Source organism: Cellulophaga sp. 20_2_10, from assembly GCF_023476645.1.
Classification (GTDB): Bacteria; Bacteroidota; Bacteroidia; order Flavobacteriales; family Flavobacteriaceae; genus Cellulophaga.
In genome coordinates this window covers 101,507-127,332 of sequence record NZ_JAMCOJ010000007.1, presented here as the reverse complement: position 1 = coordinate 127,332, position 25,826 = coordinate 101,507, and the positions used below count along the sequence as shown (strand labels likewise).

Sequence of the window (25,826 nt, the reverse complement as noted above, 5' to 3'; positions counted from 1 at the left end):
TGTTTTAATTTATATAAGATACTGCTTTTTCTAAAGCCTCTGCTATTCCGCCAGGGTTTTTACCTCCTGCGGTTGCAAAAAATGGCTGTCCGCCACCGCCACCTTGAATATACTTTCCTAGTTCGCGCACAATAGTACCTGCATTTAAATCTTTCTCGCCCGCTAATTCTTTAGAAATGTAACAAGACAATGTTGCTTTACCATTATTCTCTGCTCCAAAAAGCAAGAACATATTTTTAGCATTAGCACCCATTTCAAAACATAAATCTTTAATTCCTGCTGGATCTAAATCTATTTTCTTAGCCAAAAACTGAACACCGTTTACTTCTTGTAGCTCATTAACTAAATCACCTTTTAAGTTTTTAGCTTTATCTTTTAATAGTTGCTCTATTTCCTTTTTAAGCTTACTGTTTTCTTCTTGTAAAGAAACTACAGCTTTTATTGGATCTTTAGCATTATTTAATACATCTTTTATATCTGTTAAGATTACACTATTAGTAGCGTAAAAATCCTTAACAGCATCAGAAGTAATAGCCTCTATTCTGCGTATTCCAGATGCTACAGCACCTTCAGACTTAATTTTAAAATGCCAAATATCTCCTGTGTTTTGTACGTGTGTACCTCCACAAAGCTCTACAGACTGCCCAAAACGTATAAGTCTAACCGTGTCACCGTATTTTTCTCCAAACAATGCCATTGCACCAGCATCTAAAGCTTCTTGCATTGGTATGTTACGTTTTTCTTCTAAAGGTAAATTACCTTCTATTCTTGCATTTACAAAATCTTCAACCTCCCTTAACTGCTCTGTAGTTACTTTAGAGAAATGAGAAAAATCGAAACGTAAATATTTAGAATGCACAGCAGAACCTTTTTGTTCTACGTGCATTCCTAAAACCTCTCTTAATGCCTGGTGCAATAAGTGTGTTGCCGTATGGTTACTTGCTGTTCTTTGACGTTGTTTGCTATCTACAACAGCTCTAAATGTATCTGCAGTGTTTTTAGGTAAGTTTTTAGCTAAATGAAAAATTTCATTATTTTCTTTCTTCGTATCTAAAATATAAACAACATCTCCGTTAGGTGCTTCTAAATATCCTTTATCCCCTACTTGTCCGCCTCCTTCAGCGTAAAACGGAGTTAAATTAAACACCAACTGGAATTGCTCACCATCTTTTTTAGAAGTTACTTTTCTGTATTTTACCAAACGTACATTCGTTTCTAAAGCATCGTATCCAACAAATTCTTGTTCGGCATCTTGCAATAAAACTTCCCAGTCTTCTTTAGACACTTCAGAAGCAGACCTAGAACGTTTTTTCTGTTCTTGCATCGCTTCATCAAAACCTTTTTCATCTAAAGCCAACCCGCGTTCACTTAAAATTAAAGCGGTTAAATCTATAGGAAACCCATAGGTGTCATACAACTCAAAAGCTTTTCTACCATCTACAGTTTTAGTTGTTGCGTTTGCAATTACGCTATCTAACAACACCAAACCTTGATCTAATGTTTTTAAGAAAGAGTGCTCCTCCTCTTTTATCACATTTTCAATAAGTTGTTTTTGTTCTTTTAATTCTGGAAAAGCACTACCCATTGTTTGGGTAAGCACATTTACCAACCTGTACATAAACGGCTCTTTGGTATTTAAAAAAGTAAATCCGTAGCGTATAGCTCTTCTTAAAATTCTACGTATTACATAACCAGCACCAGTATTACTTGGCAATTGTCCGTCTGCAATAGAAAAAGCTACGGCTCTTATATGATCTGCAATAACACGTATTGCAATATTTATTTCTTCGTCTTTATTATAAGTCGAATTTGTAATAGTTTCTATCTCCCTAATAATTGGAGTAAATACATCTGTATCGTAATTAGATTGTACACCTTGCATAACCATACACAAACGCTCAAATCCCATACCTGTATCTACGTGTTTAGCAGGTAAGTTTTCTAAATCTCCGTTAGCTTTACGGTTGTACTGCATAAAAACCAAGTTCCATACCTCTACAACTTGCGGGTGATCCATATTCACTAAATCTACACCAGAAACTTTTGCTCTGTCTTCTGCAGATCTAATATCTACGTGTATTTCTGAACAAGGTCCACATGGTCCCTGATCTCCCATTTCCCAAAAGTTATCTTTTTTATTCCCAAAAAGAATTTGAGATTCTGGAATAATCTTTTTCCATAAATCAAGAGCCTCTTGGTCCATACCTAGATTATCCTTATCCTTGCTACCTTCAAAAACAGTAACGTACAGCGTACTTTTATCAATCTTTAAAACATCTGTTAACAACTCCCAAGCCCAATTAATAGCCTCTTCTTTAAAGTAATCTCCAAAGCTCCAGTTGCCCAACATCTCAAACATTGTATGGTGGTACGTATCTTTGCCTACTTCTTCTAAATCGTTATGCTTACCACTTACACGCAAACACTTTTGTGTATCTACAACTCTAGTGTTTTTGGCTTCGGTATTTCCAAGAAAAAATTCTTTAAACTGGTTCATTCCAGCATTAGTGAACATAAGAGTAGGATCATCTTTAATGACCATTGGGGCAGAAGAAACAATTTTATGTCCTTTATTCTGAAAAAATTCTAAAAATTGAGATCTTATTTCTTGAGATTTCATCCGTTGCTATTTTGTATATTTAATTGGCAGCTATAGTTTATTAAAAAACGTTATATTTAACGCAAATAACTTAATTTTACACGGCTTACACACCTTAAAATGGTAAGCTTTTGATAAAATTAACTATTTCTGCAAAACAATTTTTATATTTGTTTGTTTTGATAAATTAAAAGTGCAAAAATAGGATAAATTCCCTTTATGTCTCAAGTTAAATATTATTATGATCCAGACACTCTATCTTACAGAAAGATAGAGCATAAAAAGTCCAAAAAATTTCGCAACGTAGCGTTACTATTTTTAGGTGCTGCCATATTAGGTTTTTTAGGTTTGTTACTCCTATTAAATACCAATTTAGTAAACACACCTAAAGAACTATCTCTACAAAGAGAACTACATAATTACGAGTTTCAGTTTCAGTTATTAGACAAAAAAATGGAACAAATGGAACAAGTACTTGGTAATATTGAAGATAGAGATAACAATATTTATCGTTTGTATTTTGAAGCAAACCCAATACCAGAAGAACAAAGACGTGCTGGCTTTGGTGGTGTAAACCGATACAAATCTTTAGAAGGATTTAATAATTCTGATATGATTATTGATGCTACTAAACGTTTAGAAATTATACAAAAACAAATGGTAATACAGTCTAAATCTTTAGATGAGATTACTAAACTTGCTGAAGAAAAAGAGAAGTTTTTAGAAGCAATACCTGCTATACAACCAATTAGTAATGAAGACCTAACTCGTATGGCTTCTGGTTACGGCTGGCGATCTGACCCATTTACCAAAGTACGCAAAATGCACTGGGGAATGGATTTTACCTCTCCTAGAGGAACACCAATTTACGCATCTGGTAATGGTAAAGTTACTAGAGCAGATGCTAGTTCTACAGGCTATGGTAAGCACATCCGTATAGACCATGGTTATGGGTACTTAACACTTTATGCACACATGAGCAAGTATAACGTTACTGCTGGGCAAAAAGTAAAAAGAGGTGACCTTATTGGTTTTGTGGGTAGCACAGGTAGGTCTGAAGCGCCACACTTGCATTATGAAGTTTGGAAAGATGGCGACAGAATTAATCCTATTAATTTCTACTACGGTAACCTTTCTGCTTTAGAGTTTGAAAACTTACTAAAACACGCATCACAAGAAAATCAATCATTGGATTAATGCATATACAACTTCCAGAAAAAAGATATTATGGTATTGGCGAAGTAGCTAAGGCCTTTAACGTAAACACGTCATTAATACGTTTTTGGGAAAAGGAGTTTGATGTTTTAAAACCAAAAAAAAACGCCAAAGGCAATCGTAAATTTACACCGCAAGACATAAAAAACTTGCAGTTAATTTACCACTTGGTAAAAGAAAGAGGCTTTACACTAGATGGTGCTAAAACTCATTTAAAAGAAGAAAAGAAAAAAACACTTTCTAATTTTGATATTATTCAGAAATTAGAGAATGTTAAATCAGAACTTTTAAAAATTAAAGATCAATTATAACCATTAATTCCATATAAACTAAACACTAAAAACCTAACTATGAAAAAATTATTAATTGTACTTGCTTTTATTGTTGTACTAATACTTGCATTGGGTGGCTGGTATGTTAGCGCTAACAATACGCTAGTAGACATGAAAGGACAAGCCGTAAAACAATGGGCAAATGTAGAAAGCTCTTACCAAAGAAGAAGTGACCTTATTGGCAATTTAGTAAAAACAGTACAGGGCGCTGCCGATTTTGAAAAAAGTACATTAACAGACGTTATAAATGCAAGGGCTAAAGCAACATCTGTAAACATAGACCCATCTAACATGTCTCCACAACAAATAGCACAATTTAGCAAAGTGCAAAGCGGATTAAGTGGCGCTCTTAGTAAGTTATTAGTCTCTGTTGAACGTTATCCTGATCTAAAATCTAACAAAAACTTTTTAGAACTACAAACACAAATAGAAGGCACAGAAAACAGAATTAATGTAGAACGCAACAGGTTTAATGATGCTGCAGGAGACTACAATATTCATATTAAAAAAATACCTACAAACATTATTGCTTCTATAGCTAATTTTGAACCTATGGCATTATTTAGTGCAGATGAAGGCTCAGAAAAAGCACCAGATGCAAGTTTTGACTTTAAATAAATAATTCTATGTCTAAAGTCGAGGAATTTTTAACCGCAACAGAAGAACAAGAAATTGTAGCTGCCATTGTAGCTGCAGAGAAAAATACTTCTGGCGAAATTAGAGTACATATTGAAGCCAATAGTAAAATAGAACACTACAAAAGAGCTCAAGAGGTTTTTCATTATTTAAAAATGGATAACACCAAAGCAGAAAATGGTGTATTACTTTACATTGCCGTACATGATAAAAAATTTGTCATTTATGGCGACAAGGGTATAAACAATGCTGTACCTAAAGATTTTTGGGACACGACGAAAGACGCTATTCAAGCTGAATTTACCAAAGGAAATTTTAAACAAGGAATTATTAATGGTGTTTTAAAAGCCGGCAAAGAGTTAGAAACTCATTTTCCTTGGCTACACACAGATGCCAATGAACTTAGTAATGAAATATCTAAAGGCTAGCCTATTTTTATTCATTTTATTAGCTGCTAATTTAAGTTTAGCACAATATAAAATACCCGAAAAACCCAATCTAGAAACTAGTGTATATGACTACGCTAATCTTTTATCGCCTACTGATAAAAGCAGTTTGGAACGCAAACTTATTAGTTATTCTGATAGTACATCTACACAAATAGTTATTGCTATTATACCAAGTACAGAAGGTGAAAATATTAACTTTTTAGGTGCACAATGGGGACAAAAATGGGGTCTTGGTCAAAAAGGAAAAGACAATGGCATATTAGTTCTATTAGCTAAGAACGATAGAAAAATTGCCATAAACACAGGTTACGGCGTAGAAGGAAGATTACCAGACATTACAGCACACCAAATAATAAACAATGTAATTATACCCCAGTTTAAAAACGGGGACTACTACAGCGGCTTAAACTACGGAGCAGATGCTATTTTTAGCGCGTTAAAAGGTGAATTTAAAGAAGATAGAAATCCAAATAATTTGCGATTACAATCCTTTTTCCCTTTTATAATTTTCTTTATTATCATTTTAATATTGATAAATAAAAAGAGAAACAATGGAAATGGCGGCAAAAATGGAGGAAGAGGATCTACTGGTATTGACTTATTAGACATTATAATACTAAGTAATCTTGGTCGTGGAGGATCTGGTGGCTTTGGCGGAGGTGGAAGCTTTGGCGGAGGTGGCTCTGGAGGTTTTGGTGGCGGCTTTGGTGGCGGCGGCTTTGGCGGCGGCGGTGCTTCTGGAGGTTGGTAACCACACTTAAGAAACAAAAAACTCCCTTAACTAATTGCTAGTTAAGGGAGTTTTTTTGTTGTGCTTTTTCTATTCTTTTTCTATTCTTTTTCTATTTTTTTTCTATTTTTTTCTATCATTTAATGTCTATTATCCGTAGTGTCGGTAAGACCCTCTTCTTCCTCGTTGTTGTGGCATTTCTCCACTTCCGAGGCTATTAAATTTCCAACTAAAGCTTAGCATAAAATAACGTTGCAATACGGTACCTTGACTATCTTGTATGTAATTACCCGTTGCTATACGCCTTGCATTTGTATTCTGATTCAGCAAATCATACGCCTTTAAAGAAATTGTACCATTGTCTTTTAAAATAGAATAAGCAAGTGTTGTATTCCAAAACCAAGCACTTTTTTGAAAACCAGGACCTACGTTGGGGTTGTATGTATAGTTAACGTCATTACGCCACTCTAGCTTCTTAGGCACAAAAGTAGCCGTTCTAATACCTAAAGTCTGATAATTAAAATCTTGATTGCTAAACTGATCTAGATCGAACTTATTTTTAGTAAATGAAATAGAGTAATTTGGTATAATCTCCATAACATCTTTCCAATTAAACGTAAGCTCCAGAGAAGGATTTAAAGAAGTATTTGTTGCACTGTATTTAACATCGTTATTAAAATTGATAGATTTATTTACTCCACCTGATAAACTAACACCAAACTTTAATGTTCTTAAGGTATCTAGCCTTTTTGTCTTACTTACAAAAAAACTACCTCTACCGCTATAACCACCATTAACGTTTGCATACGTTGTTCTTCGTACAAAGTCATCATTAATAGTAGTCTTAGCCACAACTTGATCTTTATCAATATTAAAACCAGCATAAGACCAAATTGTTAATCCTTTTTGAAAATCATGATTACTAAATCCAAAATTTAAACGATGTGAAGTTGTGGGCTCTAAGCTTGGGTTACCCACTACTGTATTTAGTGGATTACTAACATCTTCAAAAGGCTGCAACTGATTTAAACTTGGCGTGTTATTATCTAAAGAATAACGTAATGAGAAACGTGATTTTGGACTAAACCTATACGTAAATCTAGAAGACAACTCCAAGGCTTCAAAATTACGTTTTAAGTTAAGTTCTGGTCTTAAAGCATCTTTATTTTCTAGGGTTCTGTATATATAACTACCTCTAAAATTAAGACTTAATTTATCTTTTTTATAATTTAAACGAAGACCAGGAGTACTCCTATCATTTTTATATTCAAAATCTGTACTTAGCGCCTCGTTAAAATTTGTAAATTCTTGTGATACATTATTTAAATCAAAAGTACTTTTTACATCTTCATCCTTGTCTGACCTGTAATCATACTTAAGATCTAAAGAAAGTGCATCTTTAATTAATGGAATTCTATACGTAAGTCCCGTATTTAAGCTTGTTGTTTTTTGCTTCCCATCTGTAAACTGGTCTCTGGTTATAGAAGCTGCATTATCACCGTATATTTCTGTCTGTGAATTCAGAAAATTTTCTGTGTTTGATTCTCTAACACCATTGGTAATACTTACACGTAAAAAAGAACCCTTAGTGCCTAATTTTTTAGTAATATCTAAATCATTCTTAAAATCATTAGATGTACCTTCTGCAAAAGAATTAGAAGAAGATTCGTTAGTTAAAAGATTATCTTCATCTCTAGATGCTTCTTTACTTGTGTTAGAACTTTTGTTTTCACCATAAGAAAAAGAGGGCTCAATATCTATACGCAAAGTAGAATCTAACTCTACTTCTAATTCTAAATTCGCTTCGTGTTTAAAATTATCTACAACAGAATTTGATCTTGAATCTGTAAAGTACCTAGAGTCTGGCAAAATGTTTTCTCGCTGACTTGCGTTGTCATTCTCCGTATTACTATCACTATAAAAATAATCTGCAGAAAGGTCTATTTTATCATTTAACTTATCTGTGTAATTAAGTCCCGCATTTTTAGAGGTTGTTATTCCACTACCTGCACCACCGCCACCGACTACGCTAAACATATTACTTAAATCTCCAAAGCTAAAGCCTGCAGAATTAATGTTATTACCACCAAACAGTACACTTAACCTTTGGTCATTGTCAAAAAGGTTAACCATACCCGCTGCCTCATACCTCTCATCTGTACCTCCACCAACGGAAGCTTTCCCAAAAACACCCTTGTTCTTATCTTCTTTAATCGTTAAGTTTATCGTTTTATTTTCAGACTCGGATTCTTCACCCGTAAAAGCTTGAGATTTGGTTTTAGTATCCATAATCTGTACTTTTTCTATAATATCTTTGGTTAAATTACGAGTTGTAATTGTTGGGTCATCACCAAAAAAGGGTTTTCCGTTTACAAAAATATTACTTACATCTTTACCATTTACGGTAATTTTACCAGCTTCATCTACCTCTACACCTGGCAATTTTTTAAGTAAATCCTCAACATTTGCGTCTTTTTTTGTATTAAAAGAATTAACATTAAACTCTAATGTATCTTTTTTTACTGTAACTGGCGCTGTAGCTTTAACAATAACCTCATCTAGTAAGTTTTCATCTACCAATAAATTTACTTGTCCTAAATCTATTTTTTCTTTTGATACGGTTATTTTTTTAGCATAGGTTTTATAGCCTATGTAAGATATAAACATATTTAAAGTAGTATCATAGGTTTTACCTTCTAGTGTGAAGGCTCCTTTTTGATCTGTAATGGTGTAGGTAACCAAAGAGCTATCTTTTACTCTTTGTAGATAAACCGTGGCTGATTCTAACGGTTGATTATCATCTGAAGTAAACAAAATTCCTGAAACATTAAATTGTTTCTGCTTGGTTTGTGAGAAACTAGTTAATGTGGTTAGCATTAATACTAGCATTAAAAAATATTTCATTAAAATTGGCTTAGTTTGTTTTTAGCAAATGTAATTTTAACAAAAACGATACTTCTTAATAAAATCTTAAAAAACCCACAATTAATCTTAAAATATATTAAATATTGACAGGATTTTACTTACGTTAACTTTTTTTTGTGGTTTACATCTACCTTTTTTAAAAAACTGATATACAATTTCTTCCACAAGCAATGCTGCATTTCTCATACTATAATCCACTCCTTTTTTGGGATTGTAAATTTCTAATGCACTTTTTAATCCAATTTTTTGTAACTCTTCTTCATTTGCATCTAATTTACCACAAATAGCTACCACAGGCACATTGTATTCTTTAGCAAGATCTACAACTCCTTTTATTAGTTTTCCGTTACTAGTTTGATTGTCTATTTTACCTTCCCCTGTAACTATATAATCAATTTTTTTATTTTTAAAAATAGTTGAAACCTGAGCCAATTCTAGCAAAAAATTAACTCCACTTATAAACTCTGCATTAAAAAAAGTTTTTAAACCATAGGCAGTACCACCTGCAGCACCCGCACCAGGTAATAGAGAATTATCTACAACTAAACTGTGCTTAATAACAGAGTTAAAATACTCTAAAGCATCATCTAATTTTACAATATCCTCTTCACAAGCTCCTTTTTGTTTTGCATAAACATAAGCAGCCCCATGAGGCCCAAATAAAGGATTATCCACGTCATTAACTGCAAAAAATTGTATTCTGTTTAAAATAGAGGCTGTAGCATTACGTTCAATTTTAAAAACTTTAGATAAGTTATCTCCTATAGGGTTAAGAACAATTCCGTCTTCATCTAAAAAAGAATAGCCCAGAGCAGCAGCTATGCCCATACCTGCGTCATTAGTAGCACTACCGCCAAGACCTACGTATATTTTAGTTGCTCCTTTTTTTATTGCATTTTTTATTAAAATACCTGTACCATACGTAGATGTAGATTTTGCACAACGGTCCTTTTCTTTTAACAACTCTAAACCAGAAGCTTTTGCAAGTTCTACGTATGCCGTTTTTGTTTCTTCTTTAAACAAGTAACTAGCAAAAATTTTATTTCCTAAAGGATCTAATGTATCCACTATTATTTCTTCTGCCACAATATTTGTAGCAACGGCATCTAAGAAACCATCTCCTCCGTCTGAGGCTATTACAGTATCTATAGACGAGAATTTATCTGCACGCTCCAAACCGTTAGTAATTGATTCTATTACTTCTTTAGCTGTTAATGAGCCTTTAAACTTATCTGGAATAACTAAATAATTCATCCTAACTATATATTTGGGGGATTAGAAAACTTAAAATAAGTATTACAACAAAGAAGCTTAATAAGATATATACTTCTTTTATTAAAAAATCTGATTTTTTTGGAAACACATTTATCAGAACATTAGATTTCTCTTTTTGCCAACCTGTTAAGTAACTCACAAAATAACTAACACCCAAGGTTAAAAGAACTCCTGTAAAGTTTAGCCATATCCAAAAGATATGTATTCCTAAGTCAATCCCAACCATATTCTGCATTGTTTTAGAAAAAATCAGATTTACTAAAACTGCTACTAAAATACCTGCATTTATACCTTTATAATTTACCTTCTTAGAAAACATTGCTAACAAAAAGGTTACTAAAACTGGTCCGTAAAATACAGAACCAATGGCATTAATAATTTCAATTACGGCACTTTTACTACCTCCAAACAAGAATGAGCTAGCCATGCATACAAGTCCCCAAAAAACTACAGAGACTTTAGAAATTATCATATATTTTTTAGATGATAGTTTTTTATCTCCCCTATTAAAAAAATCTTCAACAGTTACTGCTGACAAAGAGTTTACGGTAGAGCTTAAAGTAGACATTGCCGCAGACAGTATCCCAACCATTAACAAACCAATTAACCCGTGGGGTAAATATTTAGTAATAAAAATAGGAATCATTAAATCTGCTTTGGCGCCAGTAGCTGCATATTCTTCTGGAAAATACTTTTGTGTCATTACGGCAATGTCATTTAAAAAATCTGGTGCTTTTACAACCAGTGTACCAATTACCAAACCAATTGTACAGTACAAAAGAACCACAGGAAAACGCAATAAGCCGTTAGCTAATAACAGCTTACGTATTGTACCCTCATCTTTTGCAGATAATAAACGTTGTGCCTGGGTTTGGTCACATCCATAATAAGAAACATATAAAAAGAAACCACCTATTAACATTGGCCAAAAGCCATATTCTTGATTTTCTCCTACACCCCAATTAAAGTCTATTACTTGTAATCTTTCTGGCGAAAAACTTTCTGTAACACCTGGAGTTGCATCTAGTAAAGACCAACCGTAATATAAACAAACGATTAACCCTATAAATAAAATTATCATTTGTATTGCATCTCCCCAGACAACTGCTTTCATACCCCCTTGCCAGGAATAGATAATGGTTATTACACTAATAATTAATACCGTATAAACATAATCTATATCTAAAACGGCTTGTAATATTATAGAAATGGTATACACCATAACACCAGTTGCAAGTGCTCTACTAATTAAGAATACTATACTTAATATTAATCTGGTAGATGAGTGAAAACGTCTTTCTACAAACTCGTATATGCTAACAACTCCTGACCTAAATAAGGGAGGTACTATAATAACCATAATAAAAATCATAGCTAACGGAACAGCAAACTCGAACGTAAGCCATTTCATCCCTCCATTTAATTTTAAACCAACAAAAGCAGGAGCAGATATAAAACTAATAGCAGATAATTGTGTTGCCATTGTAGACAGACTTAAAGGAAACCACCCTAAACTTTTTCCGCCTAAGAAATAATCTTTAGAGTTTTTATTTTCCTTAAAAAAATAGCCCATCGCCAAGAAACCAAAAAGGTAAAGCCCAACAATTATATAATCTATATAGTTCATTATATTTGGTTTAGTTATTTAGTAAGTCTATTAGCAATGCTGCACTCCAAGAAAAATCATCTCCACCATAGCCAGCATTCTCTGTTCCTTTTTTACAATTAAAGTACTCATAAAAACCATATTTCTCTATAAGTTCTATAGAATCTTCTTTAACACGATTTGCAATATCTGTGTGTCCGTAATTTTTTAATCCGTAGAATAATATCCAATTCATATTAATCCAAACAGGTCCTCTCCAATATTTTTTAGGATCAAAACGATCGCTTTCCGGATCAAAAGAAGCACATAAATACTTATCTTCTCCTCCAAACTTAGTCATCATTGTTTGCACTAACACATCTGCTCTTTCTTGGCTAGGTATGTTTGCATATAAAGGCGCAAAAGAAGAAGAACTTACAAAACTAATAGGCGCATCTTTTCTTAAATCGTAATGCACATAAGCTCCTAACTTATCATCCCACAATTTAGAATTAAAGCTTGCTATACTTTTTGCTTGCCATTTTTTTAATTGGGCAATTTTATCCTCGTTACCACCAATACGGATGTATAAATTAATTAAAGCTTGGTTCGATTTAATTAACATTGCATTAAACAACGGATCTATAACTAAAAAAGGAGATAACTCTGCTATTTTAGCATCGTTATAGTTGTTCTCCTTAGCTATTTCTATAATGTAGAGGTAATGATCATATTCTCTTTTACTAGGCCTCTGAGAAGCATCTACGTGAGTTGTATCTCTGCGCTCAAAAGTATATTCTGGCGGATTCATTGTTGTCCAGATATCATCCCAAATAGGTGAATTATCTGTGCCAGATTCCCAATTGTGATATATAAACACCAAACCTTCATTATTTACGTCTCTATTTTTGTAAAAATAGTTGTGGTTTTCATAAACCTTATCTATTTGAGATTTTACAAATGCAAACATATCTTTTTTATCATCTGCAATACTGTACATTTTTTCTAACACAAAACCCGTTACAGGGGGTTGTGTCATCCCTGTAGATTTATATTTTTTTGATGCAACCGGACTTAAATCTGACCTATGTACATCTGCCCCTGGAAAATAGGTATCGCTTTCGTTATGAAAAACAATATGCGGTATAAAACCATTATCCCATTGTGCATCTAACAAGGTTGCTATTTCTTGCTTTGCTTTTGAGGCATCATAATATGCCTGCCCTATAGCTATAAAACCACTATCCCACTTCCATTGAAAAGGATACAATCCTTTACAAGGTATCGTAAAACCTCCTTCTTGGAAATTATCTTCTAATACTCTAATGGCTTGTAATATTAACTTCTCTTTCATAAAACTGTTGTATTAAACACACTAGCGGCACTGACCTCCGCTAATGTGTTTGTCATAATTATAAACAAAAAAACTACTAACTTAAAAATTGAATGTTGCGTTAAAGAACACTCTTGTTGGCAATACAGGACGACCAACAAAGAACTCTTCATCTGTTTGGTTGTTACCCAACCTTGGAGAACCTTCTGTAATTCCGTCAGAATCAAAAAGATTAAATACCTGTGTACCTATTCGTAACGTTTCTCCGTCTTCACTTAAACTAAAAGTATACCCTAAATTAAAGTTTGCTATACCTATAGCATCTAATTCTATTGTATTTGTCTCGTTAGAGAATTTTTTACCCGTGTAGTTGTAATCAAAATTAGCATCTAGCTTAGAGTCATCAAAACTAATACCTAAAGCGCTTATTACTTTTGGCTGTCTTCTTAGTTCGTTACCTTCTATAGTTGGATCGTTCTCTGATTTTGTTATTTCGTGATTTTGATATGTAAAAGATCCTGTAAAGGCAAAATTATCTGCAAAGCCCCAGTTCCAAGTACCTTCTATACCATACGTATTCGTATCTTGCTTATCTACATCTTCTATAAAACCACCACCTGGTGCATTTATAAAACTTACAGACCTTCTATCCTTTAAACCAACATTATACAATGCTGCTGTTGCAGAAAAACCAGGAATACCATACTTAACACCTAATTCTCCTTGAAGAATTTCTTCTGTATCGTAAGAAGAAGGATTTCCAAAATTATCGAACTTTGTACCTCTTAATTCTGGGAAAAAATAGCCTCTAGAAAAGTTACCATAGACACTTAAATCATCATTTACCTTATACAAAGCAGCTAGTGCCACTGCAAAATCATCTGCATAAACGTGACCTCTTGTGTAACTACCGTTACCCCAAGCTACATTATCTAGACCTGCTATACCTGTATTATCAACCAAGTAAGAATCTGTTCCTTCGTTTTCTATATCTCCTGATGCTCTTTCATATCTAATACCAAAATCTAAATTCCAACGATCTAACTTAATTTCATCTGCAAGAAAAACAGCTACTTTATTACTAGAAATATTTCTGTTTGTATACGCTAAACCTCTGTTTGTAACCCCGTTTACACTATAATCCGAAACATTTACCAAACTAGGCCTGTTATTGTATTCTCCTAAATACCTAGTAATTACATTAAAATCTCCTGCTTCTGATCTAGATAAAAAAGTACCTAAAGTAAGGTTGTGCACCCCTACAGATTTTGTTAATTTAATATCTGCCATTAACTCTTTTAATGGTCTATCTCTATCTAAAATTCTGTTTTCAAAAAGTAATGCATCTGCTGCTAAAGGCTGACCGTTTAAATATGTAAAATCTCCACTTGCCAAACCTCTTGCATCTAAATACTCTTGTTGTGTTTCTACTACTTTTGCTCCGCCTACTCCACTTCCGTCTAAAAATAAATTAAATTGATGCTCGTATTTAGAGTAACGTAATTTTGCATCTAATTTTAAATCATCATCAAACCTGTGTTTAAAGTCGGCCATAATGTAAGACCCTTTGGTAGACACACCATCTTCTATAGGAGAAGTATACACTCCGTTTGGAGTTTGGTAAGATATATCTTGTGCATCTGCTGTTTGTAATGTAAAAATCTCATCACCATTATTACCTGTTGGTCTTTTTCTAGAACCACCTTCTAATGGGTAAGGCAAGAAAAATTGTACTTGATCGTCTATATATTGACCAGAAAGTGTAAATGATCCTTTTTCTGTTACGTGTTTAATATTACCTCTTAACTGAAAACCTTCTGTTGGCAAACCCGTAATAATTGGACCCTCATCATATCTATAAAAACCAGAAAGCGCATAAAACGTATTAGAATCTTCGCCTCCTAAAGGACCACTTGTAACAAAATCTGCTTTATATCTAGAATTGCTACCAACTTCTGTTCTTAATGTTGTTTTTTGATCTACTGTACCTGTAATACTCGTATAGTTAATAATACCCGCAACAGAACCTACACCATATAATATAGAAGAACCACCACGTACAAACTCCAAACTCTTTATACCAATATCGTTTCTAAAATATACATCATGAGCAGATGAGTTTAACCCAAATGTACTTAACACCGGCATACCATCTATTTGTAATGGGTTAAATTGATATTGCCCACCAGAAGGCAAACCTCTTACAAAAATATTAGATGCAACCTCACCACCACCACCTTCTGCGGTAATACCCGGTACACTACGTAACACATCTGCTTGGCTACTTGTATTTACTTTTGCCAACTGCTTTGCGCCTAAAGAAGTAACAGACAAAGGTGTTTCTTTCTGAGACCTTCTTGTTGATGTTGCTGTTAACAAAACCTCATCTAACTGCTGACCATCTGTGCTTAACACAATATTTAAAACTGCTTTGCCACCAGATAAGTTTATTGTTTTTTCTATTGTAGTGTATCCTATATAAGATACTCTTACAATTTGAGACCCACTTAAACTAGTTGACAATGTATAATTACCATCAAAATCTGATGTTGTACCTTCTGTTGTGCCCTTTATAATAATATTGGCACCATCTACTGGAACTCCGTCCGAATCTTTAACTGTACCAGAAATGTCGGTTTGCCCAAACACTCCCGTACTGCTAAAAACTAATGCAATTGCAAAAATTAAGTTTTTCATTTTCTTGATTTTTATTAATATTAAGTTTGTTGGTTGCTATTACGTAATTTGTAATTATTATATAAATTTATGGAGATTAATGTAATTATTTAGTGATTTTATTAGCATAAAACTATGCAAACGTTTGCGGTAACGTTTGCAATGTATTTTTTTTATGTATATTGACCTACAAAAAGTATCTTAAAATGGCTAAAAACCACATTGTAACCCTAAAAGAGCTTTCCAAAAAGCTAAATATTTCTATATCAACAGTTTCTAGAGCTTTAAATGATCATCCAGATATAAGTCCCAATACTGTAGATAGAGTTAAAAAATTAGCAAACGAATTAAACTACGTCCCTAATCTTTTTGCAAAAGGCTTTAGAACCAAGAAAACGAATATACTTGGCGTAATTGTACCAAATGTTAGTCATATGTACACAACTACAATTTTAAAGGGTATTTTGGATGAAGCCGAATTATCTGGTTATAGAGTAATTATTTCTGAGTCTAAGAACGATGAAACAAAACAAGTAGAAATGTTGCAAACTATGATACAGTTTGGCGCAGATGGTATTTTAATGTCTTTGGCAAAAAAAACATCTTCGGTAAATAAAATTCTAAGTATGTTACAGCGCGTGCCTTTGGTTTTATTTGATAAAGTATCTGACAAAATACCGTGTACACAAATTGTAATAGATGAAGAAGAGGCTGCCTATAATGCAGTACAGCATTTGATAGGTTTAGGCAAAGAAAGAATTGCTATTTTAAAAGAAACTGAAAACTCTTATAACTCCGAAAAAAGATTTGCGGGCTACAAACGAGCTTTAGAAGCGAATAACTTACCGCTTAAAGAAAAATTAGTTTTAAGTACAGAAGATATTTCTCTTATTAATGGTAAAAGGTTAACCAACGTTTTACTTAGTCTAAAGAAAAGGCCAGATGCCATTTTTGCAATTACAGACAATGCAGCAATTGGGGCAATACAAACATTAAACAAATTTTCTATAAAAATACCCGAAGAAATAGCTGTGGTAGGCTTTAGTAATTCTGCAAGCGCTACAATTATTACACCCAGTTTAACCACTGTAGATCAACCTGGAGAGCGTTTGGGTAGAACCGCAACCACTTATTTAATTAAAGAAATACAAAATCCCGTAGAGGATTTAGTTACAAAAACAATAGAGATAAAAACAAATTTAGTTGTTAGAGCATCTACCTTTAAAGGATAAAGCACTAACAACTAAATAGTATTTAAAGTATATAAAATTACTTCTTACGCATAAATACAGAGATAGGAACTCCTTCAAAATTAAAGTTCTCTCTAAGTTTATTTTCTAAGAAACGCATATAAGGATCACGCACATACTGTGGTAAATTACAGAAAAACGCAAATTGCGGATAAGGCGTTGGCAATTGTGTACAAAATTTAATTTTTACATATTTACCTTTATACGCTGGTGGCGGATTATTCTCTATAATAGGTAACATAACGTCATTAAACTTACGTGTCTGTACTTTTCTTGCTCTGTTGTTGTACACCTCAACAGCAGTTTCTATAGCTTTAAAAATACGTTGTTTCGTAAGCACAGATACAAATATAATTGGCACATCTGTAAAAGGCTCTATCGCTTGCTTAATACGCGTAGTATACTTTTTAATAGTATTGGTTTCTTTATCTTCAACCAAATCCCATTTGTTTACTAATATCACTACACCTTTATTATTACGTTGTGCCAACCAGAAAATGTTTTCTACTTGTCCATCAAAACCACGCGTAGCATCTAGCATTAAAATACAAACATCTGCATGTTCTATTGCTCTAACAGAACGCATTACAGAATAGAATTCTAAATCTTCTTTTACCTTCGCTTTTCTACGTATACCCGCAGTATCTACTAAGTTAAACTCAAATCCAAATCTATTGTATTTGGTATCTATACTATCTCTAGTAGTACCTGCAATATCTGTTACAATATATCTTTCTTCGCCAATTAAAGCATTTATAAATGAAGATTTACCTGCATTTGGTCTACCAACTACGGCAAACCTAGGTAAATCATCTTGCTCCATTTCTTTCTCTGGAAGTACTTTAACAACGGCATCTAATAAATCTCCTGTACCACTACCATTTATACTGGCAATAGTAAAGTATTCTCCTAAACCTAGTGAATAAAACTCTACAGCATCTTGTGCTCTTTTTGCATTATCTACTTTGTTTATTACTAAGAATATTGGTTTATCTACTCTACGTAACAAATCAGCAACATCTTCATCCATACCGGTTACGCCAGACTCTACGTCTACCATAAAGATAATTGCATCTGCTTCGTCTATAGCAAGTTCTACCTGCTTATCTATCTCTGCTTCAAAAACATCATCACTTCCTAATACGTATCCACCAGTATCTATTAAAGAAAACTCGACCCCATTCCAATCACTTTTTCCGTAGTGACGATCTCTTGTAACACCACTAACGGCGTCTACAATAGCTTCTCTACGTTGAATTAATCTATTAAAAAAAGTAGACTTCCCTACATTTGGTCTTCCTACTATGGCAACAATAGCACTCATTCTTTTATTTTTTTGCAAAAGTACTATTAATATCTGAAGAAAAACAGTATCTTTTTGTTTACTATCTATTTACATTATGAAAACACTACCTAACGATATCGTTTTAAGGCCTAGATTTCAGCTAAAATTGGACCAACCAAGCAAGATAATTCTTGATCAATTTGAAAAAACTAACAACAATTCTATCACTTGTAAGCGATTAGACGAACATATATTTTTAAAGATTAAGCCAAAAGATATTCATTTTTGGTCTCCTCAACTTCATTTAGAACTAGATATTATAGATTCTAAATCTTGTAAATTATATGGTGTCTTTGGTCCTAACCCATCACTATGGACCTTTTTTATGTTTATCCATTTTGCAATAGCCATAACATTTCTAGTCTTTGCTATTTGGGGATATACTAACTGGTCTTTGCACAGGCCTTATTTTTTACAGCTTTCTTTTATGCTTTTTATGACACTTATATGGGTGTCTTTATATGCTTTTGGCCGCATTGGAAAACAAAAAGGAAAACCACAAATGAATGAACTTTATTTGTTTATGAAACAAACCATTAGTGAGTGTTCTGTATAAAAAAGGACTTGCTACATTTGCTCGTTAAGCAACTATAATCATATTACTTAATTACAAAGGTACTGGTAACTTACAGTAAATTAACACAATAAAACAAAAAATCCTTAAAATCTACTTTACGTAGAAATTAAGGATTTGTACCTGTACTCCGTATAAAATTTATTTAATCTCGTAAATAGAAACAGTATTAGAGACTTCGTTGGTAACAATAACTAAGTTTTCTCCAGACGGACTATCTTCAGCAGCTACAGTTAAGAGTCCTTCTGGTGCAATGTCTTCCGCACTAAAAATCCAATGTATGTACTCCGGTGCAGCAGGATTACTAATATCGTAAACCAACACACCACCTGTACGTTCTAAGCCTACAAACAATAATGTTGCGTCTCCTATTTTTAAAGTTGCTACAGATTCTGGCTCCGCTCCTTTATCATCACTTCTGCCATCTGCTTCACCTTCATCTGCATTAAAATAAGCAGGATTAACTTCTAATGTTTTTCTTCCTATGGCGTCACCACTATCAAAAACTAAAGAACCGTCTGTATTCCAAATTGTAAAAGATCTTGCTCCGTATGAATACAACTCGTCAAAATCACCATCATTATCTATATCACCATTTGCCGTAGTAATTTTAAGTCGACCTAAATTTTCATTTAATTGAAGGTCCGCAGCATTAGGAAAAACTGAAGGATCTAACGTTACATCTTTAACACGTTCTTCTTCAGAATAGCCATCATAATCTCTAGAGTCACCCTCGTTTGCAGAAATAATATAACCAGTTCCGTTTATAGAGGCATACGTTATAGCATCTGGCATATAAAAACCTTTAATTGGCCAGTTTTTAAAATTACCAACAATGTCATCTTTATTACTAGCATCTAACATATTATCAGACAACATATGATCTTTAACACCCAAACCAAAAACTTGCGTAATGCTTTTAGAAACTAAATTAACAACTGCCATACCGTTGTTTTCTTGCAAAGAAACATAGGCAAACCTGCTGTCTTTAGAAACCGCAACATACTCTGGCTCTATATCCTGTGCAACTGTTGCTCCAGGACCAAACACTCTAAAGTTATTCCCTACTTCTTGACTATTAAAACCTGAAAAGCTTAATTGTACAACTTCTTTTTTATTTAAATCTACTACAGTAATTGATCCCTCTGGGTCTACCGTATAGTCGTCATTAGGTTCACCTTCATTGGCAGAAATTATGTACTTACCATCTGGACTAAAAGTTACCATATCTGGTAAAGCACCGGCAGCATAAGATTGCTCCAGAACTTGTGTATCTGTATTATAGGTTGCAATTTGTCCGTTTGCCTGTTTGTTTGCGTTTTCTACAGCAACCGCCAACAAGCCGTTATAAGTAGCTACGCTATTAGGTGTGCCATTTAAAGTAATAGAAGTTAATTTTAATGGTGATTCTGGTGAGGATAAATCCCAAACCGACACCTCATTCTCTTTGGGGTTTACAACAAATAACTTTTTAGAAGCCTTGTCATAAGCACTAATTTCAGCAAAGCCTTCATCTCCTGTACCGTTAGTAAAACGGCCAATTCTGTTAAAGGTTAAAGCAGATGTGTCTATTGGAGTTTCACCACCACTGTTGTCGTCTTTATCACAAGAAACAAATAGCGCAACAAATAATGCTGCGCTTAATACATATTTTTTCATTTTTGGTCATTTATATAGTTATGCCAAAAATGATGATGTTATATAACTTTATTGTAAACTTAAAAATAAAGAAAGGTTAGGTTTTAGCCTTTATTGTAACCAAAACGTTTTAACTGGTTTGCATTGCTACGCCAATTTTTATTTACTTTAACGTAAAGCTCTAAGTGTACTTGCTTGTCAAAAAACTTTTCTAAGTCTTTACGCGCCTCTACACCTACTCTTTTTAAAGCAGACCCTTTGTGACCAATAATAATACCTTTTTGCGAGTCTCTTTCTACCATAATTACAGCACGCATTCTAATAATTTCTTCGTCTTCAAAAAATTCTTCGGTATCTATTTCTACCGCATAAGGAACTTCTTTTTTATAAAACTGAAGGATTTTCTCTCTAATAGTCTCGTTTACAAAAAAGCGTTCTGGCTTATCTGTTAATTGATCTTTAGGGTAGTATGGATGAGATGCCGGAAGCAATTCTATAATTCTAAGAAAAACTTCTTTTACATTAAAGTTCATTAATGCAGAGATTGGGTGTATTTCTGCTGTTGGCAATTGTTCTTGCCAGTATTGTACTTGCTCCTCTAACTTCTCTTGTTCAGAGGCATCAATCTTATTTAATAATAATAGTACCGGAATTTTTGTATTCTTCAACTTGTTAAAGAATGCTTCATCTTTTAATGCTCTTTCTCCTATCTCTACCATATAGATAAGAATATCAGCATCTTCAAAAGCAGTCTTCACAAAATCCATCATAGAACTTTGTAGTTCGTATGCTGGTTTTATAATACCCGGAGTATCAGAAAGTATTACCTGAAAATCATCACCATTTACAATACCCAAAATACGGTGTCTTGTAGTTTGTGCTTTAGAGGTGATAATAGATAATTTTTCGCCCACAAAGGCATTCATTAAAGTAGATTTACCCACATTTGGGTTTCCTATAATATTTACAAATCCGGCTTTATGCTCTTTCATTCTTCAATTTTTTAAAATACGCCGCAGCGGCAACATTTACTTTTGGAGCCAATAATAAAACTGCTATCATATTAGGAACTACCATTAACGCGTAAGATAGATCTATTAAATTCTTCACTAAATCTAAAGACGCTACAGCTGCAAAAATAATCATTATTACAAAGTAGACATTATATAATTTACCTATTCTAGCATTAGTTAAGAAACTAAGGCTTTTTACACCGTAATATGAGTACGTAAATAGTGTAGATAAAGAAAATGCTGTTACAATAATCATTAATAAAATATCGCCATAACCAAACAATGTTCTATCAAAAGCATCTAAAGTCATTAATATACCACTAGTATCTTCTTTATAAGCGCCACTTAAAATTATTACAATTGCCGTAAAAGTACAAACCATTATAGTGTCTATAAAAGGACCTAGCATTGCGACTAAACCTTCTTTTACTGGACTATCTGTTTTAGATTGTCCGTGATACATTGGTGCACTACCCAAACCAGCTTCATTAGAAAACATTGCTCTACGCACACCAATAATTACCAATCCCCAGAACCCACCAGTAACTACGGTTTTAAAGTTCCAAGCTTCTGTAATTATAAGTTTTAAAGCGGGTAGCACTTCTGATGCATTCATAATCATAACAAGAATTACCGCCATTAAATATACAAACACCATAAAAGGCACCACTGCAGAAGACACTTTAGCTATTTTAGACAAACCACCAAAAATAACAAAGGAGGTTATTATTGCAAGAACGGCGCCTATAGTCCATTTCCAAGTTTCTGCTTCTAGTGCATAAATAGTATCTGTTGGTTTTACAACCATCATAAACGTTTCTGTAAATTGGTTTGCTGTAAAGACACCTAAAAAACCAAACAGCCCACAAATACAAAAGAAAATTGCCAATGGTTTTGCTTTTTTACCAAGCCCTTGTGTAATATAATACATTGGGCCTCCTTGTAAATTCCCCTCAGAATCTGTACCTCTATACATTACAGCTAGTGTACAAGAATAAAATTTAATTGCCATACCAAGAATTGCTGTTACCCAAATCCAAAATACCACACCAGGGCCACCGTCGTGAATTGCAATGGCGACTCCAGAAATATTACCCAAACCAACAGTTGCTGCAACTGCTGAAGAAAGTGCCTGAAAAGAACTTACTTCTCCCTTAGCATCTTTACTATCGTATTTACCTGCTGTAATTGCAATAGCGTGACCAAAAAAGCGAAAAGGAACAAATTTTGAATAAATTATTAAAAATAAACCGCCACCTATTAATAACACAATCATGGGCCATTCGGTATAGGGTAAAACACTCTTTAACACGTCATTAATCTTGTCCATAGAAAAATATAAAATCTTATAAAAGATGGTAATTTACGCATTTTTAAATCGCGATTATAAATTTTTTTATTTTTTGCTTGCCAGTTCCAAAAAAGGGCGTATATTTGCAGTCCGAAATATAACGGTCAGCAGTTATGATCTGAAAGTTAAGAGCTAAGTTGTTTATTTTGGAAACGCAAATCGCGGGATAGAGCAGTAGGTAGCTCGTCGGGCTCATAACCCGAAGGTCACTGGTTCGAGTCCAGTTCCCGCTACAAAGTTTAAAAGCTTCACAGAAATGTGAAGCTTTTTTTATGCGCTAAATTTAAGTGAGTGCCTCTACGCTCATTTAATATTTCTTCACATCTGTTCTACATACTCTTTCTTCATTAAATAATATAAGAAAGGTTACTCATAACTAATTGTATACCAATTATAAGCAATACGCTCCCAATTACACATCTTGGTAATTTTAGTATAAAAAAATCTTTAAATTGTAACACACAATGTTTAAAAAAACCAGATATTATGAAGAACCAAACCTTATTATTTATTTTAATATTAGCCTTAAACTCTATAAATATAAATGCACAGGAAGTTAAACTTATGTCAGTAGCGAACAAATCGGGAACAAACCACCCTGATTTACCGCAGTGGAAAAATGCAGGCGTTAGCCTAACAGGTAGGCAAGATACATACATATCTATTATTAGTGAACCAGCAAAAGACAAGGTAAAGCGAGTTGTTTTTATAGCTGCAGGCCAACAAAGTGATAATCCGTTTGGTGATGACCACTTTTTTTCAGGCCGGTTCGCTGATGGGTATACTAATGTTCTTACGGGCCAGCCAGACAATTACAAACAAGGTATTAGAAAAACAAATAACCTAGAAGGAACAAGAACTTTAAATTCTAAATCTTTAGCATCCAGGTTAATAAATTCAGGAAAATTTCCAAAGGAATCAACTTTATTTGTTTTAGGTTTCGATACAAGATTCGGCTATTTTAGAGATGAGCCCAAAAAAAAACGTAGAGAAAATGCTTTTTTCAGTTTTTTAACATCCAAATTTGACGCATCAAAAGTAGAACTGATTGTGCTTTCAGGACAAAGTAGAAGCGGCGCCCTTATGTTCCGTCTTGGAAGTCGTTTAAGAAGTAATTCGGCATATGACAAAATACCGTTAATTGTACAAGGGTATGATCCAGTAGCTACAAATCCAGTTTTGGTAAAAAGGAGGATAGTTTCTCAAAAAGTTCTTGCCGCTCTTTTAGTAAGGACACCAGCTACAGCACTTGAAGAATACCTTCCTATAAATAGTGAAAATGATAAACTTATAAACCCTCATGATCATGATGATTATTGCTGGAAAGTTGATATGAATGTTACATTTCCTCCGAGCAAAAGGGAAAATTTAAAAGTTTTAAATTTACATGGTGGAGCTATGGTTAGTAAAGATATACATGAAAGTATTCGTGCTTTTGCTTGGACTGGAGTAGATACTAAAAACCCCACTTGGTACAAAGAATGGTGGCTCAATATGGAACATGAAGAAATGGGCGGAAATTTTTCTGATGCTTATTTACAAAAAACTGTAGAAGTAGGTTATCAGCATATTATTTATGGGATGGATGAGATAATCTTAGAAAAAGTATATTCTTATCATACGAAACCTATGGTTGGCAATTTTAATGCTGATTATGCAAAACTTGAAAAAGAAAAAGGTCTTGAAAAAAAGGCAGTTAAAAAAGAAGCTGTATTAACCAACACAAAAAATGTTGCTGTTGCTAAAAAAAATGTAAGTAAGAGTTTAACCAAAGGTGCTAAAACTGTAGCTAATAATAGTACCGTAATGACCGAGTTACTAAGAAAGGATTATTCAGATATAATTTATTATGGAAAATGTGGTGATGGTAACGATTGTTGGCGCGCACATATAAACGATAAAAACGGAAAATTCACTACTACGTCTTACGGCGGAGATATGTGGTTTCAAGGTGAAAAACCAATAAATACTCCTGTTGCTGGTGATTTTAATAAAGATGGTTATACAGATATTGCTTATTACGGTAAAGTTGGTGGTGGTGACGATTCTTGGAGGGTACATCTAAACGATAAAAACGGGAAATTTACAACCACTTCTTACGGTGGAAATATGTGGTTTGAAGGAGATAAACCAATAAATACTCCTGTTGCTGGTGATTTCAATAATGATGGTTATACAGACATTGCCTACTACGGAAAAGTTGGTGGTGGTGATAATTGTTGGAGAGTGCATCTAAACGATAAGAATGGAAAATTTACCGCCACTACCTACGGCGGAAACATTTGGTTTGAAGGGGATAAACCAATAAATACTCCTGTTGCTGGTGATTTTAACAATGATGGTTATACAGATATTGCTTATTACGGAAAAGTGGGTAATGGTGATGATTGCTGGAGAGTACACCTAAACGATAAGAATGGAAAATTTGTCGCTACTTCCTATGGAGGTAATATGTGGTTTGAAGGAGACAAACCAATAAATACTCCTGTTGTTGGCGATTTTAACAATGACGGTTATACAGACATTGCTTATTACGGAAAAGTTGGTGATGGTGATGATTGTTGGAGGGTGCATCTAAACAATAAGAACGGACAATTTGTTGCTACTTCTTATGGAGGCAATATGTGGTTTGAAGGCGATGAACCAATTAACGCTCCAATTGCTGGCGATTTCAACAGCGATGGATATACAGATATTGCTTACTATGGTAAAGTTGGTGCTGGTGATGATTGTTGGAGAGTACATCTAAACAATAAGAACGGAAAGTTTGTTGCTACTTCTTACGGAGGCAATATTTGGTTTAAAGATTAAGTAACATATTTTTTAACTTACAAGACAAAGAACCAAGGTAACAAGCAAATTCTTTGTGAAGTTTAAACATTATAGGAACAAGCTCATAG

18 protein-coding genes and 1 tRNA gene are annotated in these 25,826 nt (G+C 33.7%); 9 read left to right on the top strand and 10 right to left on the bottom strand.

From position 1 onward, the window contains the following. Positions 1-4 precede the first annotated feature (4 nt). Complete coding sequence (gene alaS / locus M4I21_RS13685; protein ID WP_249559796.1) at positions 5-2,620, bottom strand: alanine--tRNA ligase; 2,616 nt, start codon at positions 2,618-2,620, stop codon at positions 5-7. Between the two features lie 198 nt (positions 2,621-2,818). Here alaS and M4I21_RS13680 point away from each other — a divergent pair, with 198 nt between their 5' ends. The 5 genes from M4I21_RS13680 to M4I21_RS13660 are packed head-to-tail and all read left to right on the top strand — an operon-like array spanning position 2,819 to position 5,982. Continuing rightward, positions 2,819-3,796: a M23 family metallopeptidase gene (locus M4I21_RS13680; RefSeq protein ID WP_249559795.1), complete on the top strand. Its 978-nt coding sequence runs from the start codon at positions 2,819-2,821 to the stop codon at positions 3,794-3,796. Then, the gene (locus M4I21_RS13675; protein ID WP_249559794.1) at positions 3,796-4,125 is read left to right on the top strand and encodes a MerR family transcriptional regulator; all 330 of its coding nucleotides are present in this window, start codon (positions 3,796-3,798) and stop codon (positions 4,123-4,125) included. The genes M4I21_RS13680 and M4I21_RS13675 overlap by 1 nt, the downstream gene beginning before the upstream one ends. 39 nt (positions 4,126-4,164) lie before the next feature. Continuing rightward, complete coding sequence (locus M4I21_RS13670; protein ID WP_249559793.1) at positions 4,165-4,764, top strand: LemA family protein; 600 nt, start codon at positions 4,165-4,167, stop codon at positions 4,762-4,764. 8 nt (positions 4,765-4,772) lie between these two features. After that, complete coding sequence (locus tag M4I21_RS13665; protein WP_249559792.1) at positions 4,773-5,210, top strand: TPM domain-containing protein; 438 nt, start codon at positions 4,773-4,775, stop codon at positions 5,208-5,210. Then, positions 5,191-5,982, top strand: coding sequence for a TPM domain-containing protein (locus M4I21_RS13660; protein ID WP_249559791.1), 792 nt, complete (start codon positions 5,191-5,193; stop codon positions 5,980-5,982). Before M4I21_RS13665 ends, M4I21_RS13660 begins: the two co-directional genes overlap by 20 nt. 129 nt (positions 5,983-6,111) lie before the next feature. On the opposite strand, the gene M4I21_RS13655 is transcribed toward M4I21_RS13660, so the two are convergent. From M4I21_RS13655 to M4I21_RS13635, 5 genes are all read right to left on the bottom strand, one after another. Continuing rightward, complete coding sequence (locus M4I21_RS13655) at positions 6,112-8,865, bottom strand: outer membrane beta-barrel protein (RefSeq protein ID WP_249559790.1); 2,754 nt, start codon at positions 8,863-8,865, stop codon at positions 6,112-6,114. An 87-nt stretch (positions 8,866-8,952) separates the two neighbouring features. Further along, positions 8,953-10,140 (bottom strand): glycerate kinase, encoded by a 1,188-nt coding sequence (locus M4I21_RS13650; protein ID WP_249559789.1) that lies wholly within the window; start codon positions 10,138-10,140, stop codon positions 8,953-8,955. A 1-nt stretch (position 10,141) separates the two neighbouring features. Beyond that, a complete protein-coding gene (locus M4I21_RS13645; RefSeq protein ID WP_249559788.1) occupies positions 10,142-11,788 on the bottom strand; it encodes a sodium:solute symporter family protein in 1,647 nt (548 codons plus the stop codon). 10 nt (positions 11,789-11,798) lie between these two features. After that, a complete protein-coding gene (locus M4I21_RS13640; RefSeq protein WP_249559787.1) occupies positions 11,799-13,100 on the bottom strand; it encodes an MGH1-like glycoside hydrolase domain-containing protein in 1,302 nt (433 codons plus the stop codon). 81 nt (positions 13,101-13,181) lie between these two features. Beyond that, positions 13,182-15,776: a TonB-dependent receptor gene (locus tag M4I21_RS13635; RefSeq protein ID WP_249559786.1), complete on the bottom strand. Its 2,595-nt coding sequence runs from the start codon at positions 15,774-15,776 to the stop codon at positions 13,182-13,184. 185 nt (positions 15,777-15,961) lie between these two features. Here M4I21_RS13635 and M4I21_RS13630 point away from each other — a divergent pair, with 185 nt between their 5' ends. After that, on the top strand, positions 15,962-16,987 hold the full coding sequence (locus tag M4I21_RS13630; RefSeq protein WP_249559785.1) for a LacI family DNA-binding transcriptional regulator: 1,026 nt from the start codon (positions 15,962-15,964) through the stop codon (positions 16,985-16,987). A 37-nt stretch (positions 16,988-17,024) separates the two neighbouring features. Here the strand turns inward: M4I21_RS13630 and der are convergent, their stop codons facing one another. Further along, the gene (der, locus tag M4I21_RS13625; protein ID WP_249559784.1) at positions 17,025-18,329 is read right to left on the bottom strand and encodes a ribosome biogenesis GTPase Der; all 1,305 of its coding nucleotides are present in this window, start codon (positions 18,327-18,329) and stop codon (positions 17,025-17,027) included. 76 nt (positions 18,330-18,405) lie between these two features. Here der and M4I21_RS13620 point away from each other — a divergent pair, with 76 nt between their 5' ends. Next, complete coding sequence (locus tag M4I21_RS13620) at positions 18,406-18,906, top strand: GTP-binding protein (protein WP_249559783.1); 501 nt, start codon at positions 18,406-18,408, stop codon at positions 18,904-18,906. A gap of 159 nt (positions 18,907-19,065) precedes the next feature. Here M4I21_RS13620 and M4I21_RS13615 read toward each other — a convergent pair whose 3' ends face one another. The 3 genes from M4I21_RS13615 to M4I21_RS13605 form a co-directional block, all read right to left on the bottom strand. Further along, the gene (locus M4I21_RS13615; RefSeq protein WP_249559782.1) at positions 19,066-20,583 is read right to left on the bottom strand and encodes a choice-of-anchor I family protein; all 1,518 of its coding nucleotides are present in this window, start codon (positions 20,581-20,583) and stop codon (positions 19,066-19,068) included. 83 nt (positions 20,584-20,666) lie between these two features. Further along, entirely contained in the window at positions 20,667-21,554 is an 888-nt protein-coding gene (gene era / locus M4I21_RS13610) for a GTPase Era (protein WP_249559781.1), read from the bottom strand. After that, the gene (locus tag M4I21_RS13605) at positions 21,541-22,905 is read right to left on the bottom strand and encodes an alanine/glycine:cation symporter family protein (RefSeq protein WP_249559780.1); all 1,365 of its coding nucleotides are present in this window, start codon (positions 22,903-22,905) and stop codon (positions 21,541-21,543) included. The genes era and M4I21_RS13605 overlap by 14 nt, the downstream gene beginning before the upstream one ends. A 181-nt stretch (positions 22,906-23,086) precedes the next feature. Between M4I21_RS13605 and M4I21_RS13600 the strand changes: the two genes are divergently transcribed. Then, a tRNA-Met gene (locus M4I21_RS13600) sits at positions 23,087-23,159 on the top strand. Between the two features lie 253 nt (positions 23,160-23,412). Next, positions 23,413-25,737, top strand: a complete 2,325-nt coding sequence (locus tag M4I21_RS13595; RefSeq protein ID WP_249559779.1) for an FG-GAP repeat domain-containing protein — start codon at positions 23,413-23,415, stop codon at positions 25,735-25,737. The last annotated feature ends 89 nt before the right edge of the window (positions 25,738-25,826 follow it).

Coding starts and splice junctions, on each gene's coding strand:
- alaS (WP_249559796.1), bottom strand. CDS start 2,620: ATGAAATCTCAAGAAATAAGATCTCAATTTTTAGAATTTTTTCAGAAT.
- M4I21_RS13680 (WP_249559795.1), top strand. CDS start 2,819: ATGTCTCAAGTTAAATATTATTATGATCCAGACACTCTATCTTACAGA.
- M4I21_RS13675 (WP_249559794.1), top strand. CDS start 3,796: ATGCATATACAACTTCCAGAAAAAAGATATTATGGTATTGGCGAAGTA.
- M4I21_RS13670 (WP_249559793.1), top strand. CDS start 4,165: ATGAAAAAATTATTAATTGTACTTGCTTTTATTGTTGTACTAATACTT.
- M4I21_RS13665 (WP_249559792.1), top strand. CDS start 4,773: ATGTCTAAAGTCGAGGAATTTTTAACCGCAACAGAAGAACAAGAAATT.
- M4I21_RS13660 (WP_249559791.1), top strand. CDS start 5,191: ATGAAATATCTAAAGGCTAGCCTATTTTTATTCATTTTATTAGCTGCT.
- M4I21_RS13655 (WP_249559790.1), bottom strand. CDS start 8,865: ATGAAATATTTTTTAATGCTAGTATTAATGCTAACCACATTAACTAGT.
- M4I21_RS13650 (WP_249559789.1), bottom strand. CDS start 10,140: ATGAATTATTTAGTTATTCCAGATAAGTTTAAAGGCTCATTAACAGCT.
- M4I21_RS13645 (WP_249559788.1), bottom strand. CDS start 11,788: ATGAACTATATAGATTATATAATTGTTGGGCTTTACCTTTTTGGTTTC.
- M4I21_RS13640 (WP_249559787.1), bottom strand. CDS start 13,100: ATGAAAGAGAAGTTAATATTACAAGCCATTAGAGTATTAGAAGATAAT.
- M4I21_RS13635 (WP_249559786.1), bottom strand. CDS start 15,776: ATGAAAAACTTAATTTTTGCAATTGCATTAGTTTTTAGCAGTACGGGA.
- M4I21_RS13630 (WP_249559785.1), top strand. CDS start 15,962: ATGGCTAAAAACCACATTGTAACCCTAAAAGAGCTTTCCAAAAAGCTA.
- der (WP_249559784.1), bottom strand. CDS start 18,329: ATGAGTGCTATTGTTGCCATAGTAGGAAGACCAAATGTAGGGAAGTCT.
- M4I21_RS13620 (WP_249559783.1), top strand. CDS start 18,406: ATGAAAACACTACCTAACGATATCGTTTTAAGGCCTAGATTTCAGCTA.
- M4I21_RS13615 (WP_249559782.1), bottom strand. CDS start 20,583: ATGAAAAAATATGTATTAAGCGCAGCATTATTTGTTGCGCTATTTGTT.
- era (WP_249559781.1), bottom strand. CDS start 21,554: ATGAAAGAGCATAAAGCCGGATTTGTAAATATTATAGGAAACCCAAAT.
- M4I21_RS13605 (WP_249559780.1), bottom strand. CDS start 22,905: ATGGACAAGATTAATGACGTGTTAAAGAGTGTTTTACCCTATACCGAA.
- M4I21_RS13595 (WP_249559779.1), top strand. CDS start 23,413: ATGAAGAACCAAACCTTATTATTTATTTTAATATTAGCCTTAAACTCT.